The 14,666-nt window shown below is 61.5% G+C and carries 10 protein-coding genes and 1 pseudogene; 4 read left to right on the top strand and 7 right to left on the bottom strand.

The genetic code is table 11. The features are described from left to right. Window positions 1-541: 541 nt before the first annotated feature. The 6 genes from BCA01S_RS21400 to BCA01S_RS21430 form a co-directional block, all read right to left on the bottom strand. A complete protein-coding gene (locus BCA01S_RS21400; RefSeq protein WP_027778672.1) occupies window positions 542-940 on the bottom strand; it encodes a potassium channel family protein in 399 nt (132 codons plus the stop codon). A gap of 124 nt (window positions 941-1,064) precedes the next feature. Continuing rightward, window positions 1,065-2,078 carry a DUF2955 domain-containing protein gene (locus BCA01S_RS21405; protein ID WP_027778673.1) on the bottom strand — a complete coding sequence of 338 codons (1,014 nt, stop codon included), beginning with the start codon at window positions 2,076-2,078 and terminating at the stop codon, window positions 1,065-1,067. A gap of 19 nt (window positions 2,079-2,097) precedes the next feature. Further along, entirely contained in the window at window positions 2,098-3,225 is a 1,128-nt protein-coding gene (locus BCA01S_RS21410; protein WP_027778674.1) for an HlyD family secretion protein, read from the bottom strand. Beyond that, the gene (locus tag BCA01S_RS21415; protein ID WP_255218477.1) at window positions 3,222-4,793 is read right to left on the bottom strand and encodes a TolC family protein; all 1,572 of its coding nucleotides are present in this window, start codon (window positions 4,791-4,793) and stop codon (window positions 3,222-3,224) included. The genes BCA01S_RS21410 and BCA01S_RS21415 overlap by 4 nt, the downstream gene beginning before the upstream one ends. Further along, window positions 4,793-5,896 carry an AI-2E family transporter gene (locus BCA01S_RS21420; RefSeq protein WP_027778676.1) on the bottom strand — a complete coding sequence of 368 codons (1,104 nt, stop codon included), beginning with the start codon at window positions 5,894-5,896 and terminating at the stop codon, window positions 4,793-4,795. The genes BCA01S_RS21415 and BCA01S_RS21420 overlap by 1 nt, the downstream gene beginning before the upstream one ends. Window positions 5,897-7,050: 1,154 nt before the next feature. Then, window positions 7,051-9,435, bottom strand: a complete 2,385-nt coding sequence (locus BCA01S_RS21430) for a two-partner secretion domain-containing protein (protein ID WP_042319080.1) — start codon at window positions 9,433-9,435, stop codon at window positions 7,051-7,053. A 618-nt stretch (window positions 9,436-10,053) separates the two neighbouring features. Between BCA01S_RS21430 and BCA01S_RS21435 the strand changes: the two genes are divergently transcribed. The 3 genes and pseudogenes from BCA01S_RS21435 to BCA01S_RS21445 all read left to right on the top strand — a co-directional run bounded on the left by BCA01S_RS21435 (window position 10,054) and on the right by BCA01S_RS21445 (window position 12,931). Further along, window positions 10,054-10,989: a substrate-binding domain-containing protein gene (locus tag BCA01S_RS21435; protein ID WP_042319082.1), complete on the top strand. Its 936-nt coding sequence runs from the start codon at window positions 10,054-10,056 to the stop codon at window positions 10,987-10,989. Window positions 10,990-11,115: 126 nt separating this feature from the next. Continuing rightward, window positions 11,116-11,583, top strand: a pseudogene (gene map, locus BCA01S_RS35075) (type I methionyl aminopeptidase); the annotation flags it as partial. Window positions 11,584-11,761: 178 nt separating this feature from the next. Continuing rightward, window positions 11,762-12,931, top strand: a complete 1,170-nt coding sequence (locus BCA01S_RS21445) for a glycosyltransferase family 9 protein (RefSeq protein WP_027778680.1) — start codon at window positions 11,762-11,764, stop codon at window positions 12,929-12,931. A gap of 111 nt (window positions 12,932-13,042) precedes the next feature. On the opposite strand, the gene BCA01S_RS21450 is transcribed toward BCA01S_RS21445, so the two are convergent. Continuing rightward, a complete protein-coding gene (locus BCA01S_RS21450; RefSeq protein WP_027778681.1) occupies window positions 13,043-13,621 on the bottom strand; it encodes a TetR/AcrR family transcriptional regulator in 579 nt (192 codons plus the stop codon). A 271-nt stretch (window positions 13,622-13,892) separates the two neighbouring features. On the opposite strand from BCA01S_RS21450, the gene BCA01S_RS21455 reads away from it, so the two are divergent. Then, on the top strand, window positions 13,893-14,597 hold the full coding sequence (locus tag BCA01S_RS21455) for an SDR family oxidoreductase (RefSeq protein WP_027778682.1): 705 nt from the start codon (window positions 13,893-13,895) through the stop codon (window positions 14,595-14,597). Window positions 14,598-14,666 lie beyond the last annotated feature (69 nt).

Below are 14,666 nucleotides of genomic sequence, written 5' to 3' on the forward strand. Positions count from 1 at the left end.
CGCGTCCCAACGAGCTGCGCGAACGAGTCAAGAACGCAGCGATGATCTCGGCGCTTCTGTCGATGGCTAACCGTTTGATGACGACGTGAGGGCGAACTCGTGACCAGGCATCTCCCGTGGCGTGCGACGGTGCCGAAGCAGTTGTTCGCGAGTATCATCATCACACAACAATGTCCGATCATGCACATGATCGCCGACAAGCCCGTTCAAAAATGCCAGCAATAGTCCTGCGGGTAACTGCGGAATGAAAGAGCCCGGAAACAGGGCCCGCCCAGCACAGATCCGCCGGCAGCTTCCAGAGGTAAAACGGCCATTCAGTCCACCAAATTGGCTGATCGGCTAAAGCCGTCATTCGGTTAGTATTGCAACGACCTCCGCGCAATGACGGTTTTAATTTGCAATCGGCGATTGGCCTCAGGCCCGCATGCGCGGCGCGAAGGCTTTCCGCCGGATATTGCCACGCGCGCGACGTTAGCAGTGCTCTTAGATATTTCCTCCCATGCATCGGGCAGGTCGACCAGCGGCTCAGACAGCACAGTGGTTATTGCTTGCCGGCATCTGCGACAACGCCCGCCGCCCGTCGCGCAGCTTCCTGCACGCCCCGCACGGCTGCAGCAACGACCAGCCCCGTGAACACCATGCCGATCAGGCCCAGCAATATCGCATCGATCCGGCCAAACGTTGAGGTAGGGACCACGTCGCCGTATCCGATGGTCAGCGCCGTGATCGCGCAGAAGTACAAGGTTTCCTCCATCGTCGAAGCCGTTCGCTTCACCGTCTCCACAGGGTCCCCCATGTAATACATTGCGACCGTTAGCAAAACAAACAGCACCAGAAGGCCAGCCAGGATTGCACGCAGGTACCAAAGAGTCCGGCCGGATTCCCGCAAGATCTCACGTGTCCGCAGGCGGACGACCGCGTCGCTTGTCGCATTTCCCATTGCAGGTACCTCCTACATTGTGCTCACCCGTTACGCGTGGTGAACGTCAGCCCCACCCTCTTTCGGGACTACATCAGCAGGGACCCAATGATTGCGTTGGGCTGAGGCGCGGCTGAGCGCAGCGTCATCGCGCGCGGTGGCTTCGCTCGAAAATCAGCAACATCAGACTGGCGTAGACCGTGACCGCCACAAAGAGTCCCATACGGATCGCGAACGCCGTGTAGACGTCCTTTCCCGCCGCGCTGTCCTGCACCGATTGGCCCAGCAGAATGATCATGGTGACGAGGCTGTTCAGCCAGAAACTCGATGAGTAACGCGTTGTGCTGATGCGATAGAGCTTGCGACCCACCAACAGGCCGAACAGCAGCATCCAAAGGAAGAACATCCACAGGTCCACAAAGAGCCTGAGCGCAAGCCAGAACACGATCGCCAACAAGCCACCTAGCAACGTGGAGCCGATCAGATCCCGCGCTGCGCTACGGGCCGTCGTGGTGCAGCTTTGTCGACCGAGGCTGACGGACTTCATGATGATCGGCATGTAGCTCGCTGGATCGGTGATGGCGAGCAGATATGCTGGCATGACCACGAGTGCGGCGCGCAGCGCGATGCGCGCCGCCTGCCCGTCGGGCATGGCCTGAGCGGCAGGTTGTGGCCACGTGCTCACGGGCTCCGGAAACAGCATGTGAGTAAATCCTGCCACCAGCACGGCTAGCACAAGGCCCTTCACCAGCGCGCCAACCACCGTCACGGCCGACTGGAAGTCAGCGGTTCCGGCAGCGGAGATCATCGTCAGGCCGGCCACCAGAAAGGTTGAGATCAGATTATTCCCGCCGCGCAAACCATAGCGAAACGCGAGGAACAGCATGAGGCCAACCAGCATCACGCCAGCGAACGCGTAATGGCGAAGCAACGGCACAAGGAGCAAGCCGCTGCCCGTGGTCAAAGCCACGATCAGCGCGAACGCTACGCCGGCCTTGAACGACAGTGGGCGGTTTTGCGTCGCAAGAAGAAAAACGGCGAACACCGGCGCAATGACGGGGACCGACAGGTCCAGCGCGAAGCTGATCGTCAGGCAAAGTGCCGTCCCTGTGGCAACGCGTAGCGTACGTGGACCGAGAAGCTCAAGCCTGTGTTCCATAGATGCAGTAGTTAGCCATTCAGTAAAGGTATGAGACCCAACTCATCACGCGTAGAAACAGGCGACCCAGCGGATTGAGCGGATTACCCGGATCTGGAAACGCCATCACCTCTGCCTGTCCACCGACACGAACGTTGTGAAGGCGCGCCCTCTCATCCGGGTCGAACTCGACGATGACCGGAAAGCGTTGCGCGGGGCGCAGCCAGTCGCGGCTGTTCTGTACGGTGGGCAGACCGCCGGGCGGCGCGCTCTGCCCCACGCTCACGCCATAGCCGATACTGCGAAGCCGCCCCTCGAAAACTTCGCCCGGCAGCGCGTCCAGCGCAATCCTCACGGGCGTGCCGGGCCGTAGATGCCCGAGATTGTTTTCGGTCATATCTGCACTGACCCACACGTCGCGGATTGCAATCAGCGTCATGACCGGATTGCCCGCCGCTGCGAACTGGCCGATCTCCGTGCGCAGATCCGTGATGACGCCACCTGAGCGCGCCTTGATTCGCGTATTCGCAAGATCGAGTTCCGCCTTTTCCAGCGCTGCGGCTGCGGCGCGCAACTGCGCGTTCTCCTCCCCTTTGCCGCCCTGCTGCTCGCGAGCGCGTTCCACTTCGGCACGTGCAGCGGCAACCTGGCTCTGGGCCTGCTCGTGCGTCGCTCGCGCCACTTCGAGGCGCCGCAGAGAGACGGTGCCCTCATCGTCGCGATACAGCCTTTCGAGGCGCTCGCTGTCCTGGCGTGCCTTGACTTCATTCGCGACGGCCGCGCGCAACGATGCGAGTGCCGAATCGACCCCGGCCGTGCTCGCGCCGACCTGCCGGCGCGTCGACTCGAGGTCGGCCCGCGCGCGGTCGACGGCGATCCGGTATGGGCCGCTATCGACCTCAAAGAGCACGTCGCCCGGTTTGACTTCCTGGTTGTTATGCACGAAGACGCGGATCACTCGCCCCGATGCTTCGGCGGCGACGGATACGACGTAAGCCTGAACGCGTGCCTGTTGCGTATAAGGGGTGAAGCGATCGGCGAACAGATACCAGACCAGGCTGACGACGATCAAGCAGACGACCCACTTCACTGCTTGGCCCGACGGGTCGGCGGCAGGCGCCTGCGGCTTCGGCGGCGTCACGGGCGGGGGCTCGGGCTTGTCGCTCATCGGGACGAACCTCCTGGCGAGCTGGCGGCGGGGGACGCAGTATTCGACTCGTTCAGCAAGTCGCCCCAGTCGTTGCGCTGCTGCATCTGCTGGCGCGTCGCGGGATCGACGAGCGGCTGCTCCGAGTACCAGCCTCCTCCGAGCGCCTTGTAGAGCGCAATCAGACTGCCCACCGCGTTGCCGCGGTTGACGATGTACGCGTCCTGCTGGGCGAACAGGGCACGCTGCGCGTCGAGGACCCGCTGGAAGTCCGAGTACCCTTCCCGGTAGATCGTATTGGCGAGCTTGAGCGAGCGCTGCGCGGCTCCTTGCGCGTCGTTCAGGATCGTGTCGCGCTGCAACGCAGCGATGATTGTTGTGGCGGCGTCGTCGGCCTCACGGGCCGCCTCGCGCACGGTGTTCTGGTAGGCGACAGTCAGCTCCTGCAGCCGGGCGTCCTGCACGCGCACGTTGTTGGTTATCTTGCCGTGATCGAACAGGTTCCATGTGACGCTCGGGCCGCCGACCAGGGCCAGCGTGCTCGGAGCGCCGGTGAGCGAGCTGGCGCTCCACACAAGGGAGCCCAGCAACGACACGGACGGGTAAAAATCGGCCTCCGCCACGCCGATGAGCGCGGACTGCGCGGCCATCTGCAATTCGGCCGCGCGTACATCCGGGCGGCGCAGCAAAAGATCTGCCGGGACATCCTGTAGCACGGCCCGATCGACGAGCGGCACCACTTCCTCTTTGCCCGCTTGCACGTTCAGTTCCGGCAATGGCCCGGGCGGCCGTCCGATCAGCACGGATAACGCATGATGCGCGAGCACGATCTGGCTCTCGAAATCGGGAATGCTGCTCAGCGTGCCGAGATACTGCGTCTTTGCCTGCTGGAGGTCGAGTTCATCGGTCTCACCGCTTTTGAAGAGCTTTAGCGCGATCTCGTAGCTGCGCTTTTGCAACTGGGCGTTCTCGCGCGCAATGCGCAGGCGCGCCTCCGCCGTGCGTAGCGTGAAATAGGTATCGGCGACCTGTGCGTGCAGCAGGACCAACGCGTCATCCCGATTGGCCTGCGCCGCGAAAAACGCGGCATTGGCAGATTCGATTGCGCGGCTGAAGCGCCCCCAGAAATCCAGTTCCCAGCCGACACTGAAGCCCGCCCCGTACTGCCAGAAGCCGCCTGAGCGCGGGTTGAATCCATCCGAGCGTTTGCGCACCGAGTACAGGACGTCGGCATTGGCCTGCTGCACCTGCGGATAGCGGCCCGCGATCGCGATACCCAGTTGGGCGCGCGCCTCGAGCACACGCAGGCCGGCAATCTTCACATCGCCGTTGCTGGCATCGGCCTGTGCGATCAGACTCTCGAGGTTCTGGTCCGCGAATGCCTGCCACCATTGGCGGATGTCAGGCTGTGTTGCCTGCTGTGTGACCTGCACGATTGACGCGCTGCTCCAGTGCTCAGTCCAGCTCTCATGCTGCGGGTGAAAGTCGGGGCCGACCCGCATGCACGCGCTCAGGCAACTGCCGGCGAACAGCAGCCAGTACCGGCGCGCGTGCAGTGACGCAGAGGACACGATCGGCACCGGAAGCATCAGACGTGATGATCTTCTCGTAACTGCTTCGGCTTCGGCTGGTCCTGTACCCATCGCCAGAACAGTTGATACCCGACCGCGAGCATGACAGGTCCGATGAACAGGCCAATGACGCCGCCCGTGACCATGCCTCCGAGCGCACCGATCAGCACCACTGGCATCGGCACGGCGACGCCGCGGCCCAGCAGCAAGGGCTTAAGCACGTTATCGGCAAGCCCCGCGACGAACACATAGACCGAGAAGATGATCGTGATTGCGCTCACGCCTTGCGTGGCAATCACGAAGATAATCACCGGAATGGTGATCAGGGTGGCAGGCAACTGCATGATGCCAAGCAGCAGCACCGCGAGCGCGAGCAGACCCGCACCTGGAATACCCATGACGACGAACGCGACACCAATAAGTAGCATCTGAATGAACGCGATCCCGACCACACCCTGGGCGACCGCACGAATAGTGGATGTGCAAAGTTCGGCGATTTGCGGGCCGTTTTCAGGGCCGGAGATGCGCGAGGCGATCTCCACCGCACTTTTATGGCCTGTCTCGCCATGGGCCATCAGTATGCCAGCGACAATCAGGGCGGCGAAGAATAGCAGCAGCCCCGCGCCGAGGCCCGTCACCGTTCCGAGCAGAGCGAGACCGGCTTCCTTGAGTTGCGGTGCGAACTTCTGCGCGAGACCTGTGAGGTCGGTCGAGGCCTGCTGCCAGAAGTCGTACACACGCTGGCCAACGAGGGGCCAGTTGGCCACCGAGTCGGCAGGCGGTGGAACGCGGAAGCTGCCGCTTTTGAAAATGGCCATCGCATTATCGATCGATTCGGCTACCGCAACGCCCAGCAGATACGTCGGTACGAGGATGACACCGAACGCGACGAGGATGATCAGCGTGGCGATCAGACCATCCTTGCCGGCGAGCGTACGCCGCAGTCTGACCTGAAGCGGATACAGCGTGATCGCCAGGATCAGCGCCCAGACCATGAGGTTGAGGAACGGGAAGAATATCCGGAAACAGAAAATAGCCAGAACAGCAACGAGTCCGGCACGGATCAGGACATCGAGCAATTCTCTGGACAACACCCGTTGGGTAATCGGTGCGAGCAGCATAACTTGTCTCCCGGCAGGTCACCTCGTGGATGCTGGCAACAATCCAGGGCACGCCCGTCACAATGGCAGTCGGAACAGATCCATGCGGCCGCGTCTGCCGACGCCTGAAAGAAGTCGGTTCATTGATGTGTTACTTGCTCATGCCGGGCGTGACGGATATCGCGACCGCCTCCGTGTACACGACCTGAACCTCTACAGGCCCGTTGATGTTGTCATGGCAATCTCCGAACAAAAGTACCTCGGGTCAAGAATAGGCCTGGCCCACGCCGGCGGGTATTGGACCTTGGTTCTATGTCACGGGGAGCGGCAGTCAATGAACTAGGGACTGTCCGAGTTTTCTGACGGGATCCGTGTTCGCGTCACGTGCCTTGTCACGTCGAGGCGACACCGGCGCCAACCCCTCGCCGTTTGTCCGGCGTTTTGTAGCGATAACCGTGTTTAGCAGGCCGACTGTTTCAGCTGCTCGGCGCTACCGCCGTCCGTAAATTGGCCCGTCGCTGAAGGATAGTGACCTACTATGATAGGCAAGCGATACAACAGCCAATGCTTCGCGTTCCACTTGAATGTGAACGCATAACGCGCCTTCACCTCCCACCCGTCGCCAAACGCGAATGGGTAAAGTCCGGTGTCGATGGCGGTGTAGCAATCTATTTTGATGGCACGGAAATCTATCTGCCCCACAGACCTATTTTCAGAAAGTGTTCGAAGTAGTCCTTCTTTTTCGCGGGCGTCAATCGTGGTCTCCTGGATATGACTCAGCCGACAAGTGGGATGCCGCCGAGGGATTGTGTTGTCGTTCTCGAAGGCGATAAAGGCATGAGGATGCAACGCTCATCGACGCGAATCGGACCTCACAAACAGCGGCCGGTCACCGCGGCTAATGGACGCTCGCTTTTAACGGAGGTGATTCCTAGGGTGTGGCTCTTTGCGAGCATAAGAAAGCGGCTTGCCACGACGCTAACCGCCGTTTCAACAAGGCACAGGGGAGTGTGAAGATGATCGCACCAAGAAACGGATTTTGGAGGCGGACGATCGGAATTCTGGCGGCGGCCGGAGGGCCACACATCGCGAACGACCTCAAAGCCGCAGCAATGTGTTAGGCCTCATCTCGTTGATTTGCCGGTTGCGACTCCGCCCTGTTTTAGCGGCGCGATCTACGGAGCGAGCTGCCATCGCAGGATAGGATGCGTCGCGCCGGCGGGCATCGCCCATACGCCATTCGGCCCGAAGTCGTAGGCCGAGGGGAAGGTGGACGGCGTGCTCATCTGTACAGTCGTCAGCCCCTGCGCCGTGCCGACCGTCCCGCCATTGGGACCGCTGACCACGGCGATATTGGTGCCCGTCGTTTGAGTATCCCACACCGTGTCGCTCTGAAGATCGCCAGGCTCGAGGATCTGCGCCGCGATGCCGCCTCTGCCGTACGGCGCCTGAAGATGACCGGTCGCGAAAGACTGTTCTATATCGCTAAATAGGGTTGTATTGACGAGCCCGCCGACCGAGCCTTGCTGCGAAGTGACGGCGCCCGTCGCATAGGATTCGACGATCAATCCCTTGGCGAGGCCAACCAGACCGCCCGCGCCGACTGCGTCCGCCGCGACGTTGCCCGAAGCGAACGACTGCCGGATCGCGCCCTCGTCCGCGCCGACGAGTCCGCCGGTATAGCCGTCGAAGGTGCTGACATCGGTGCTGCTCGACGACCGGTAAATCAGGCCGCTGGAATCGCCGACCAGACCGCCCGCGTGCACGCCAAGTCCCGCTCCTGGAAGGTCGATCGTGCCGCTGCTGTGATCCGACGCGACGATACCCTCGTTGACGCCCGCCAGCATGCCGAAATTGCCAAGCAACGCCGGGCCGGTGATCGTCCCCTGCACGTTCACGTTGCGCACGATACCCGTCGGGCCGATTGCAGAAAACAGACCGCCCGGTGGCGACGGACTGGCGTCGGACGCGTAAAAAGACGGACCCGATATCGTGTGTCCGAGCCCATCGAACTGACCCGTGAAGTAGCTAAATGAAAATCCGTTAGCCGCGATGCCGCCGATCGACGTGTTGAACAATCCTGGCGGCGGCGCGGCGTTCACGTTTCTGCCGAGCGCGTAGTTGCCTGCGAGGTCGGCGTTGATACTGTTCAGATCGGTTAGAGAATTCACGAGCTCGTAGGCCGTGTACTGACTCACAGGGCCGCCCAACGCCGACGGGGCGAATGCCGGGTTCTGCATCACGACGCCGGGGCTGTTGACGCCGTTCATGTCGAAGTACGCGCTGACCGCCCCCGTGCTGCGCGACCAGTCAATCGTGCCCTTGTTCGACGTGCTGCCCGCGTTATCGATGCCCGCCGCGTCCGCGCGCAGGCTCAGATTGCCGCTGCCCGTATTGCGGATCGTCGTCTGCAGGCCGATGGCGACGTGACGGAACGCCACGAGCGCGAGCGACGCGGACCCTTGCCAGTCGACGTCCGACACGACGTTCGTGTCGCCGCTTGCGCCGTTCGTGCCCGTCGCGGTCGCATCGACGGATGTGCCCGCGTTCAGGCTGCGCGTGAAGGCGCCCGCGGTCGCGCTGTCGACCGCGAGGTTCGGCGTCGAAACGTTCCACTGTCCAGCCTTGACCGACGCGCTGTCGCCGAGCATGAGCGTGTTCGCGAGCGTATCGACGGTGCCGCCGCTGCCGTTCGCATTCGTCGCCGCCAGCGTGCCGTTCTGCGTCACGTTGCCGTAATCGGCGACCAGCCAGATATGGCCGTCGCGCGTCGCGGTGCCCGTCGCGCGGATACGCGAGCCGCTTCCGGCCAGCGCGTAAATGTTGCCGTCGACGGCTTCAAGATTGATCTGCGCGGCCTGCGTGATGCCGCGATCGATCACATTGCCGTGGCTGGCTATCTGCACGAACACCTGCCTGCTGTTCGACGATTCGTACAACACGACCTGTTGTCCCGCCGCGTATTCGGCGGTGCCGTTCGGCGCGCTGACCTCGCCGGCATTCACGACGACGTCGTGTGAAACCAGAAAGACATCGCCGCCGCTCGAACTGATCTTGCCAAGATTGATGACCTTGCCGTTCGAAAATCCGGAAAGTGTGAGCGTGCCGCCGTTCATGAACGCGCCATCGGGGAGATCGAGCGTCGAAGCGACGAAGCGCCCACCGGTGCTGATGACGCCGCTGCGGCCAATCAACACGCCTTGTGGGTTGATCAGATACATGCTGCCCGTCGCATTCAGACTGCCGAGAATCGAAGAAGGCGAGCCGCCCGTCACGCGGTTGAGCGTCGCGCCCGAACCGTTGTTGATCGTGACCGTGTTGCCGTTACCGATCGAAAAGCTGTTCCAGTCGATCACGCCGCGCGTCGAACCAGGCTGCGAGACGACAAGCGCGTTGCCCTGATTCGCGATGCTTCCCGCGCCGGCGACATAGCGCCCGCCTTGCGGCAGCACGCTCGCGGTATGCTCCGCGTACGCCGGCGACAACCCGGCAAGCGGGACAACGACAAGCGCCGCGATGCGCCCGCACCAAGGCCAGCACTCTGACGACGAAGGCGACATAGATCCTCCCGCCAATCGACACACGAATGATAGTCACCTTACGGGCATCCTGCCGGACGATTTCACAGAGATACTCGCGTTTATCCGACAGTGCTGCGTTCAGGTTTGAGCTGCCCCTATAGGTTTACAGCAGAACCACTAGTCGTCGCATGCAGAGGGACGACCGCCATATCGGCGAGCAATGCAGCGGATGCTAGAACAGACGCGGCGCGTGCGCGAAATAAGAACAGCAGGTTTCAGGCTGCGAGGGCGCGAGTTGCTTTCCTGGGCCTCCGAGCGTCTCGAGTCCTCACGCATTCACCTCTGCCTCTTCCGCCATCCGCAGCACGGCAACCACACCAAGACCAACCGGATGACTCTTTGCCGACCGAAGGCGACATCGAGATGTCTGCGCAGCAGACGATGTCAATGGCTGAAACTGGCCGGACTCGTCCGCTGCCCCAACCCGTTACGTGACGATGGCAGGCCGCCGATCATCGGCTTATTATTCCGAAAGGTCGCTGAAAACCAGTGTGTGGGGCAAAAAATTCCGCTTGCCCGGCGAGAGTCTTCATAACAGGGAAATGCCTTTCCGCAAGCTTATGCGGTCAGGTTGAGGCCACTTCGAGTGGACACACCATGCTTGGACCTCTGAGATTTTTCGTGCTGCTCTGGTCGCTGGTGGCGATGATGCCGACCACGCACGCGATCACAATCGGTGTCGTCCTGCCGGGCTCATCGCTTGTCTTCTATCAGACATTGCTCAAGGGAATACAACAGTCGGCCCATGATCATCGTGTAGGTCTGCTGATTCGCAGCCCGTCCGATGGCGAGTCGCTCAATACATCGAATATCCAGTTGCGCATTATCGAATACATGGTGACGCAGGGAGTCTCGGGTGTGCTACTGGCACCGGAACCATTGGCCAGCGACACGCGGGTTTCAATCCCTGTCCCTGTGATCCTCGTGGATCGATACAGCGCCGATTACGACGGACTCTCGACCGTCTACACAGATAATTTCGGCGCAGGCAGGAAGGCGGCGCTCAGCCTGGTACCGGTTCTAAAGAAGGGCGCGAAGGTGGCAATGCTGCGGCTCGCGCCCAACGTGAGTTCGACTGCCGCGAGAGAAAGCGGATTCTTAAGCGTTGCCCGCAAAGAGGGATGGAATGTGGTGATCGATACCTACGTAGGGTATCAACCGCGCGATGCCGAAGTGCTGATCGCCGAGGTGATAAACAGCTACCCAGGCCGCCTCGATGCCGTTTTCGCGCCGGCTGAACCAATTGCCTACGGCGCTCTGCGGGTGATCGAGACCGCGGCAATCGGCCAGCGCCCGCGCCTCGTGCTATTCGACTGGCGTCCGGAATTCCTGGAAGGCCTCAAAAAAGGATTCGTACATGCCGCCATATTGCAGGACCCTTACCGTATGGGTTACCTCGCCTTGGCGTCCATGGTCGAGGCACTGCAGGGCCATTCGCCACCTCACACTCTCTTCGTCGACGTGGTCACCGTTACGCCACAAAACATGAACGATCCGGCGATCCGGTCGTTGTTGGCGAAGTACGCCAGATAAGCGGCGTGAGCCACGAGCACGACCCGCGCGTGTTGTGGCCGGACACACTGTCGGTCAGCACCGACGGATATCTGTACTTCACGGCGAATCAACTGCATCGTCAGCCTGTTTTTCACGGCGGCAAGGGGATACAGCGCGGACTCCAGCAAAATGTATCTGCTAGGCGAGGTATCGCCGTTAGCTAAACGACTCGTGAAAGTCACGTATCAAGCGATGTGGAAAGGCATCAGGGCCGTTCGTCCAGGCGCGCGACTGGGCGATGTCGGGCATGCGATCGAGCGGCACGCACGGCGAAACGGCTATTCGGTCGTAAGGGAATATTGTGGACACGGCATCGGACGCGAAATGCACGAGCCGCCTCAGGTGCTGCATTGGGGAAAACCGCGAACCGGTCTGGTGCTGCAAGAGGGCATGGTATTTACCATTGAGCCGATGATCAACCAGGGGCGACATGCCGTTCGGACTGAAGACGATGGCTGGACCGTCGTCACGAACGATGGAAAGCTGTCCGCACAATTCGAGCATACCGTCGCCGTTACCCGAAACGGTGTAAGCGTCTTGACATTGCGTCCGGACGAAAGAACGTTGAACTGAAGTCCGCCGGGCTCAACACCGGCGACGGAAAGCTGCGAGCTCGCGAACGCGCCATAGCGGCGAGCGCTCACGACGCGGCAGTTTCGTATGGCGGCCCACAGACCGGGCACCTCCTTCCATGCACACTCAGTGCGTCGCCCCGCGCGGCTCGGCACTCACCTTATCTCGTGGATATGCAATGGAATGGAAAAGCCTGCTTACTGAATTCCCGGTCTGGGTGATTGGCCGCTTGACCCCGTCGCGGCATGACCCTCGTCGCAGTACGCCGCGTGAAATTCTTGTCCTTCGACCGAACGATTTTGGTGAATTGCTGACTGCGACGCCGATCTTCGAGGCGCTCAAAAAACGCTTCCCAGCCACCCGAATCGTTGCCGGCATCGGTCGCTGGGGGCGTCCGATTCTCGAGAACAATCCGTTCATCGATGAGATCGTCGAGATCGACGCACCATGGAACAACAAGATCGTCGAGAACCGCTCGCCCGGTGACGTCGTGCGTTTCCTGCTGAAGTCGCCGCAAGTCGCCGCGCTGCGCAAGCGAGGCGGGTTTGACGTCGGAATCGACGTCCTCGGCAGTTACATGGGGGCGCTCCTGATGATGCGGCTTGGTGTGCGATACCGCATCGGCGTGCGCGGTTATCGCGGCGGCCACAGCGGATGTCACGCTTACATTGACTTCGCGCGCCGTCAATCCGGTCGCGCCGCGCTCGCACAAGCTGAGTTGCTCGGCGCAACCGACCTTCCCGACGCTCGACCTCAGCTTTTCCTCACGGCAGCCGAACGCGCAAGCGCCAAGAGGATCTGGACAAATGACTCCGCGGAAGTTGGCACGATATGGCGAGTGCTGGTCGGCGTCGGAGCGGGTGTTCCCACCAAGGCGTGGGATCCCAGGCAGTTTGGGGCAGCGCTCTCGCAGATTGCGTCCGCATTGCAACAGTCCGGCGACCGCTGCGAGATTCTCATAGTTGGAAGCGAAGCCGATAAGGCGCGTGCCAACGAAGTTATCGCCGCCGCGGGACCCCATGTCCCGGTGCGTTCGGTCGCGGGCGGGGTGTCGATGCGAACGGTCTTCGCGCTCGCTGAAGATGCGAATGCCGTCCTGACGAACTCGTCGATGCTGATGCATGTGGCTGCCGCCTTCCGCCGGTCGACGGTCGCAGTGCTCGGCGGCAGTATCACGAGGCCGACGGTTCACGATGCAATCTGGGGATACCCGGAACACTATAAGAGCGTCTCACCGGATGTTTATATCGAAGGCCAACACGAAAAAAACTGGCCGGGCGTCGAGCGGGTTGTGGACGCCGTGCTGAGTGCATTGCGAACGCAGCGCATTTGCGTGAGTACGGTGTAAGTTGAGCGTCCCTTCAGCGCCGAAAGCGCGAACGACGTTCGACGATTTAAACCAGTCATTAGCCAAACGGCCCTGCCCGATCCCAGTCGCCGTCCTATCGCACGGTAGCGCTCATGGAGCCGTAGGTGGCCTCTCATCGGCAAGCGTGCGGCGCCCTGCTTCGAGGATTTCGTCGGCAAAGGCGGGATCGGCATCTGCAATCGCGCGCGACAACACGAGCGCCCCGACCATCTGACTGAACGCCGCAATGGCATCCTGGCGGGTTTCTTCCGGCGCCGCGCCTTCCTTGGAAATCATGGCTGCAAACCGGTCGAGATACGCCGCCAGGCCGCGCGCGTAGGACACGCGCGCGGCGGCAGTCATCCGGGGAGCGTCGCCAACGAAGCCGGACAGCGGGCACCCCGCCTCGATGTTGTCGCGATGCCGGGTCGACAGATAGCGCGCGGTTTGCTTGACGAGGCTACCGGCGTTCGGCGAATCCCCATAGTCTTGCATCGCCTTTTCCATCACCGCGGCGACCAGCGCGTCCTTCGACTTGAAGTGGTTGTAAAAGCCACCCTGCGTGAAACCGGCTTCTTTCATCAACTCCGCGAGCCCCACGGCGTCGACGCCGTGAACGCGAAACAGCCGCTCGGCGGCCGCGACAATCGCGCTCCGGTTTTCGGCGGCCTGTTGTCGAGACACACCCATCGCTTTCTCCCTTAACCAGACAATCGCATCGATTAACAAACACAATGTCGATCACCATTGACATACCCGAGTTGCATCGACACAATGCATCAAAAGACGATGTCGATCGACATTGACATAAGTGTAGCTGACTTTCGGTGTGATGGGACGCCAAGCCGACGGCACGGTACACAAGGCAACACATGCAGAAATACACGAGGAAGTCTTTTAATCAGTTCCCATGCGCCCGGTGAGCCGGCGCGCCTGCGATCAACCCTATGAAGGATTCATCATGAAAATCGACGGTTCTGTTGTTTTCGTAACGGGCGCGAACCGCGGCCTTGGCCTCGAGTTTGCGAAACAGGCGCTCGAAAGAGGGGCGCGCAAGGTCTATGCAGGCGCGCGCGATCCGGCCAGTGTGACGCTGCCAGGCGTCGTGCCGGTGAAACTGGACGTGACCGATCCAGCTGCTGTCGCCGCTGCCGCCGAGGCGGCGGGTGACGTCACGCTGCTGATCAACAATGCGGGCATCGCACGGCTTGGCAGCCTGACGGACGACGGCGCGATCGACGCGTTGCGCGATCACCTTGAAACCAACGTGTTTGGCATGCTGGCGATGTCGCGGGCGTTCGCGGGCAACCTCGCCAGCAACGGCGGCGGCGCGATTCTGAACGTGCTTTCGGTCGCGAGCTGGGTGAACCGGCCGATCCTCTCTGGTTACGGCGTGTCGAAGTCGGCCGCGTGGGCGCTGACCAACGGCCTGCGTCATTCGTTGCGCGAACAGCATACGCAAGTTGTCGGGCTTCACGCCGGCTTCATCGATACGGATCTGACGCGTGGGCTGGAAGTGCCGAAGGCAACGCCGGCCGACGTCGTGCGTCAGGCATACGACGCAATTGAAGCCGGCGCGGAAGAGGTATCCACCGACGAGTTCACGCGAGAGGTGAAAGCCACGCTGTCCTCGGGCGTCTATCTCAACGAGCCGGTTGCTCACTAACAGCATCGGAGCGCTCGTCCGTCGCATGCGAACGCGTGCGACGGGCAGCATGACGAAATTTCACGTCAA

It is taken from the genome of Paraburkholderia caledonica NBRC 102488, from assembly GCF_000685095.1.
GTDB lineage: Bacteria > Pseudomonadota > Gammaproteobacteria > Burkholderiales > Burkholderiaceae > Paraburkholderia > Paraburkholderia caledonica.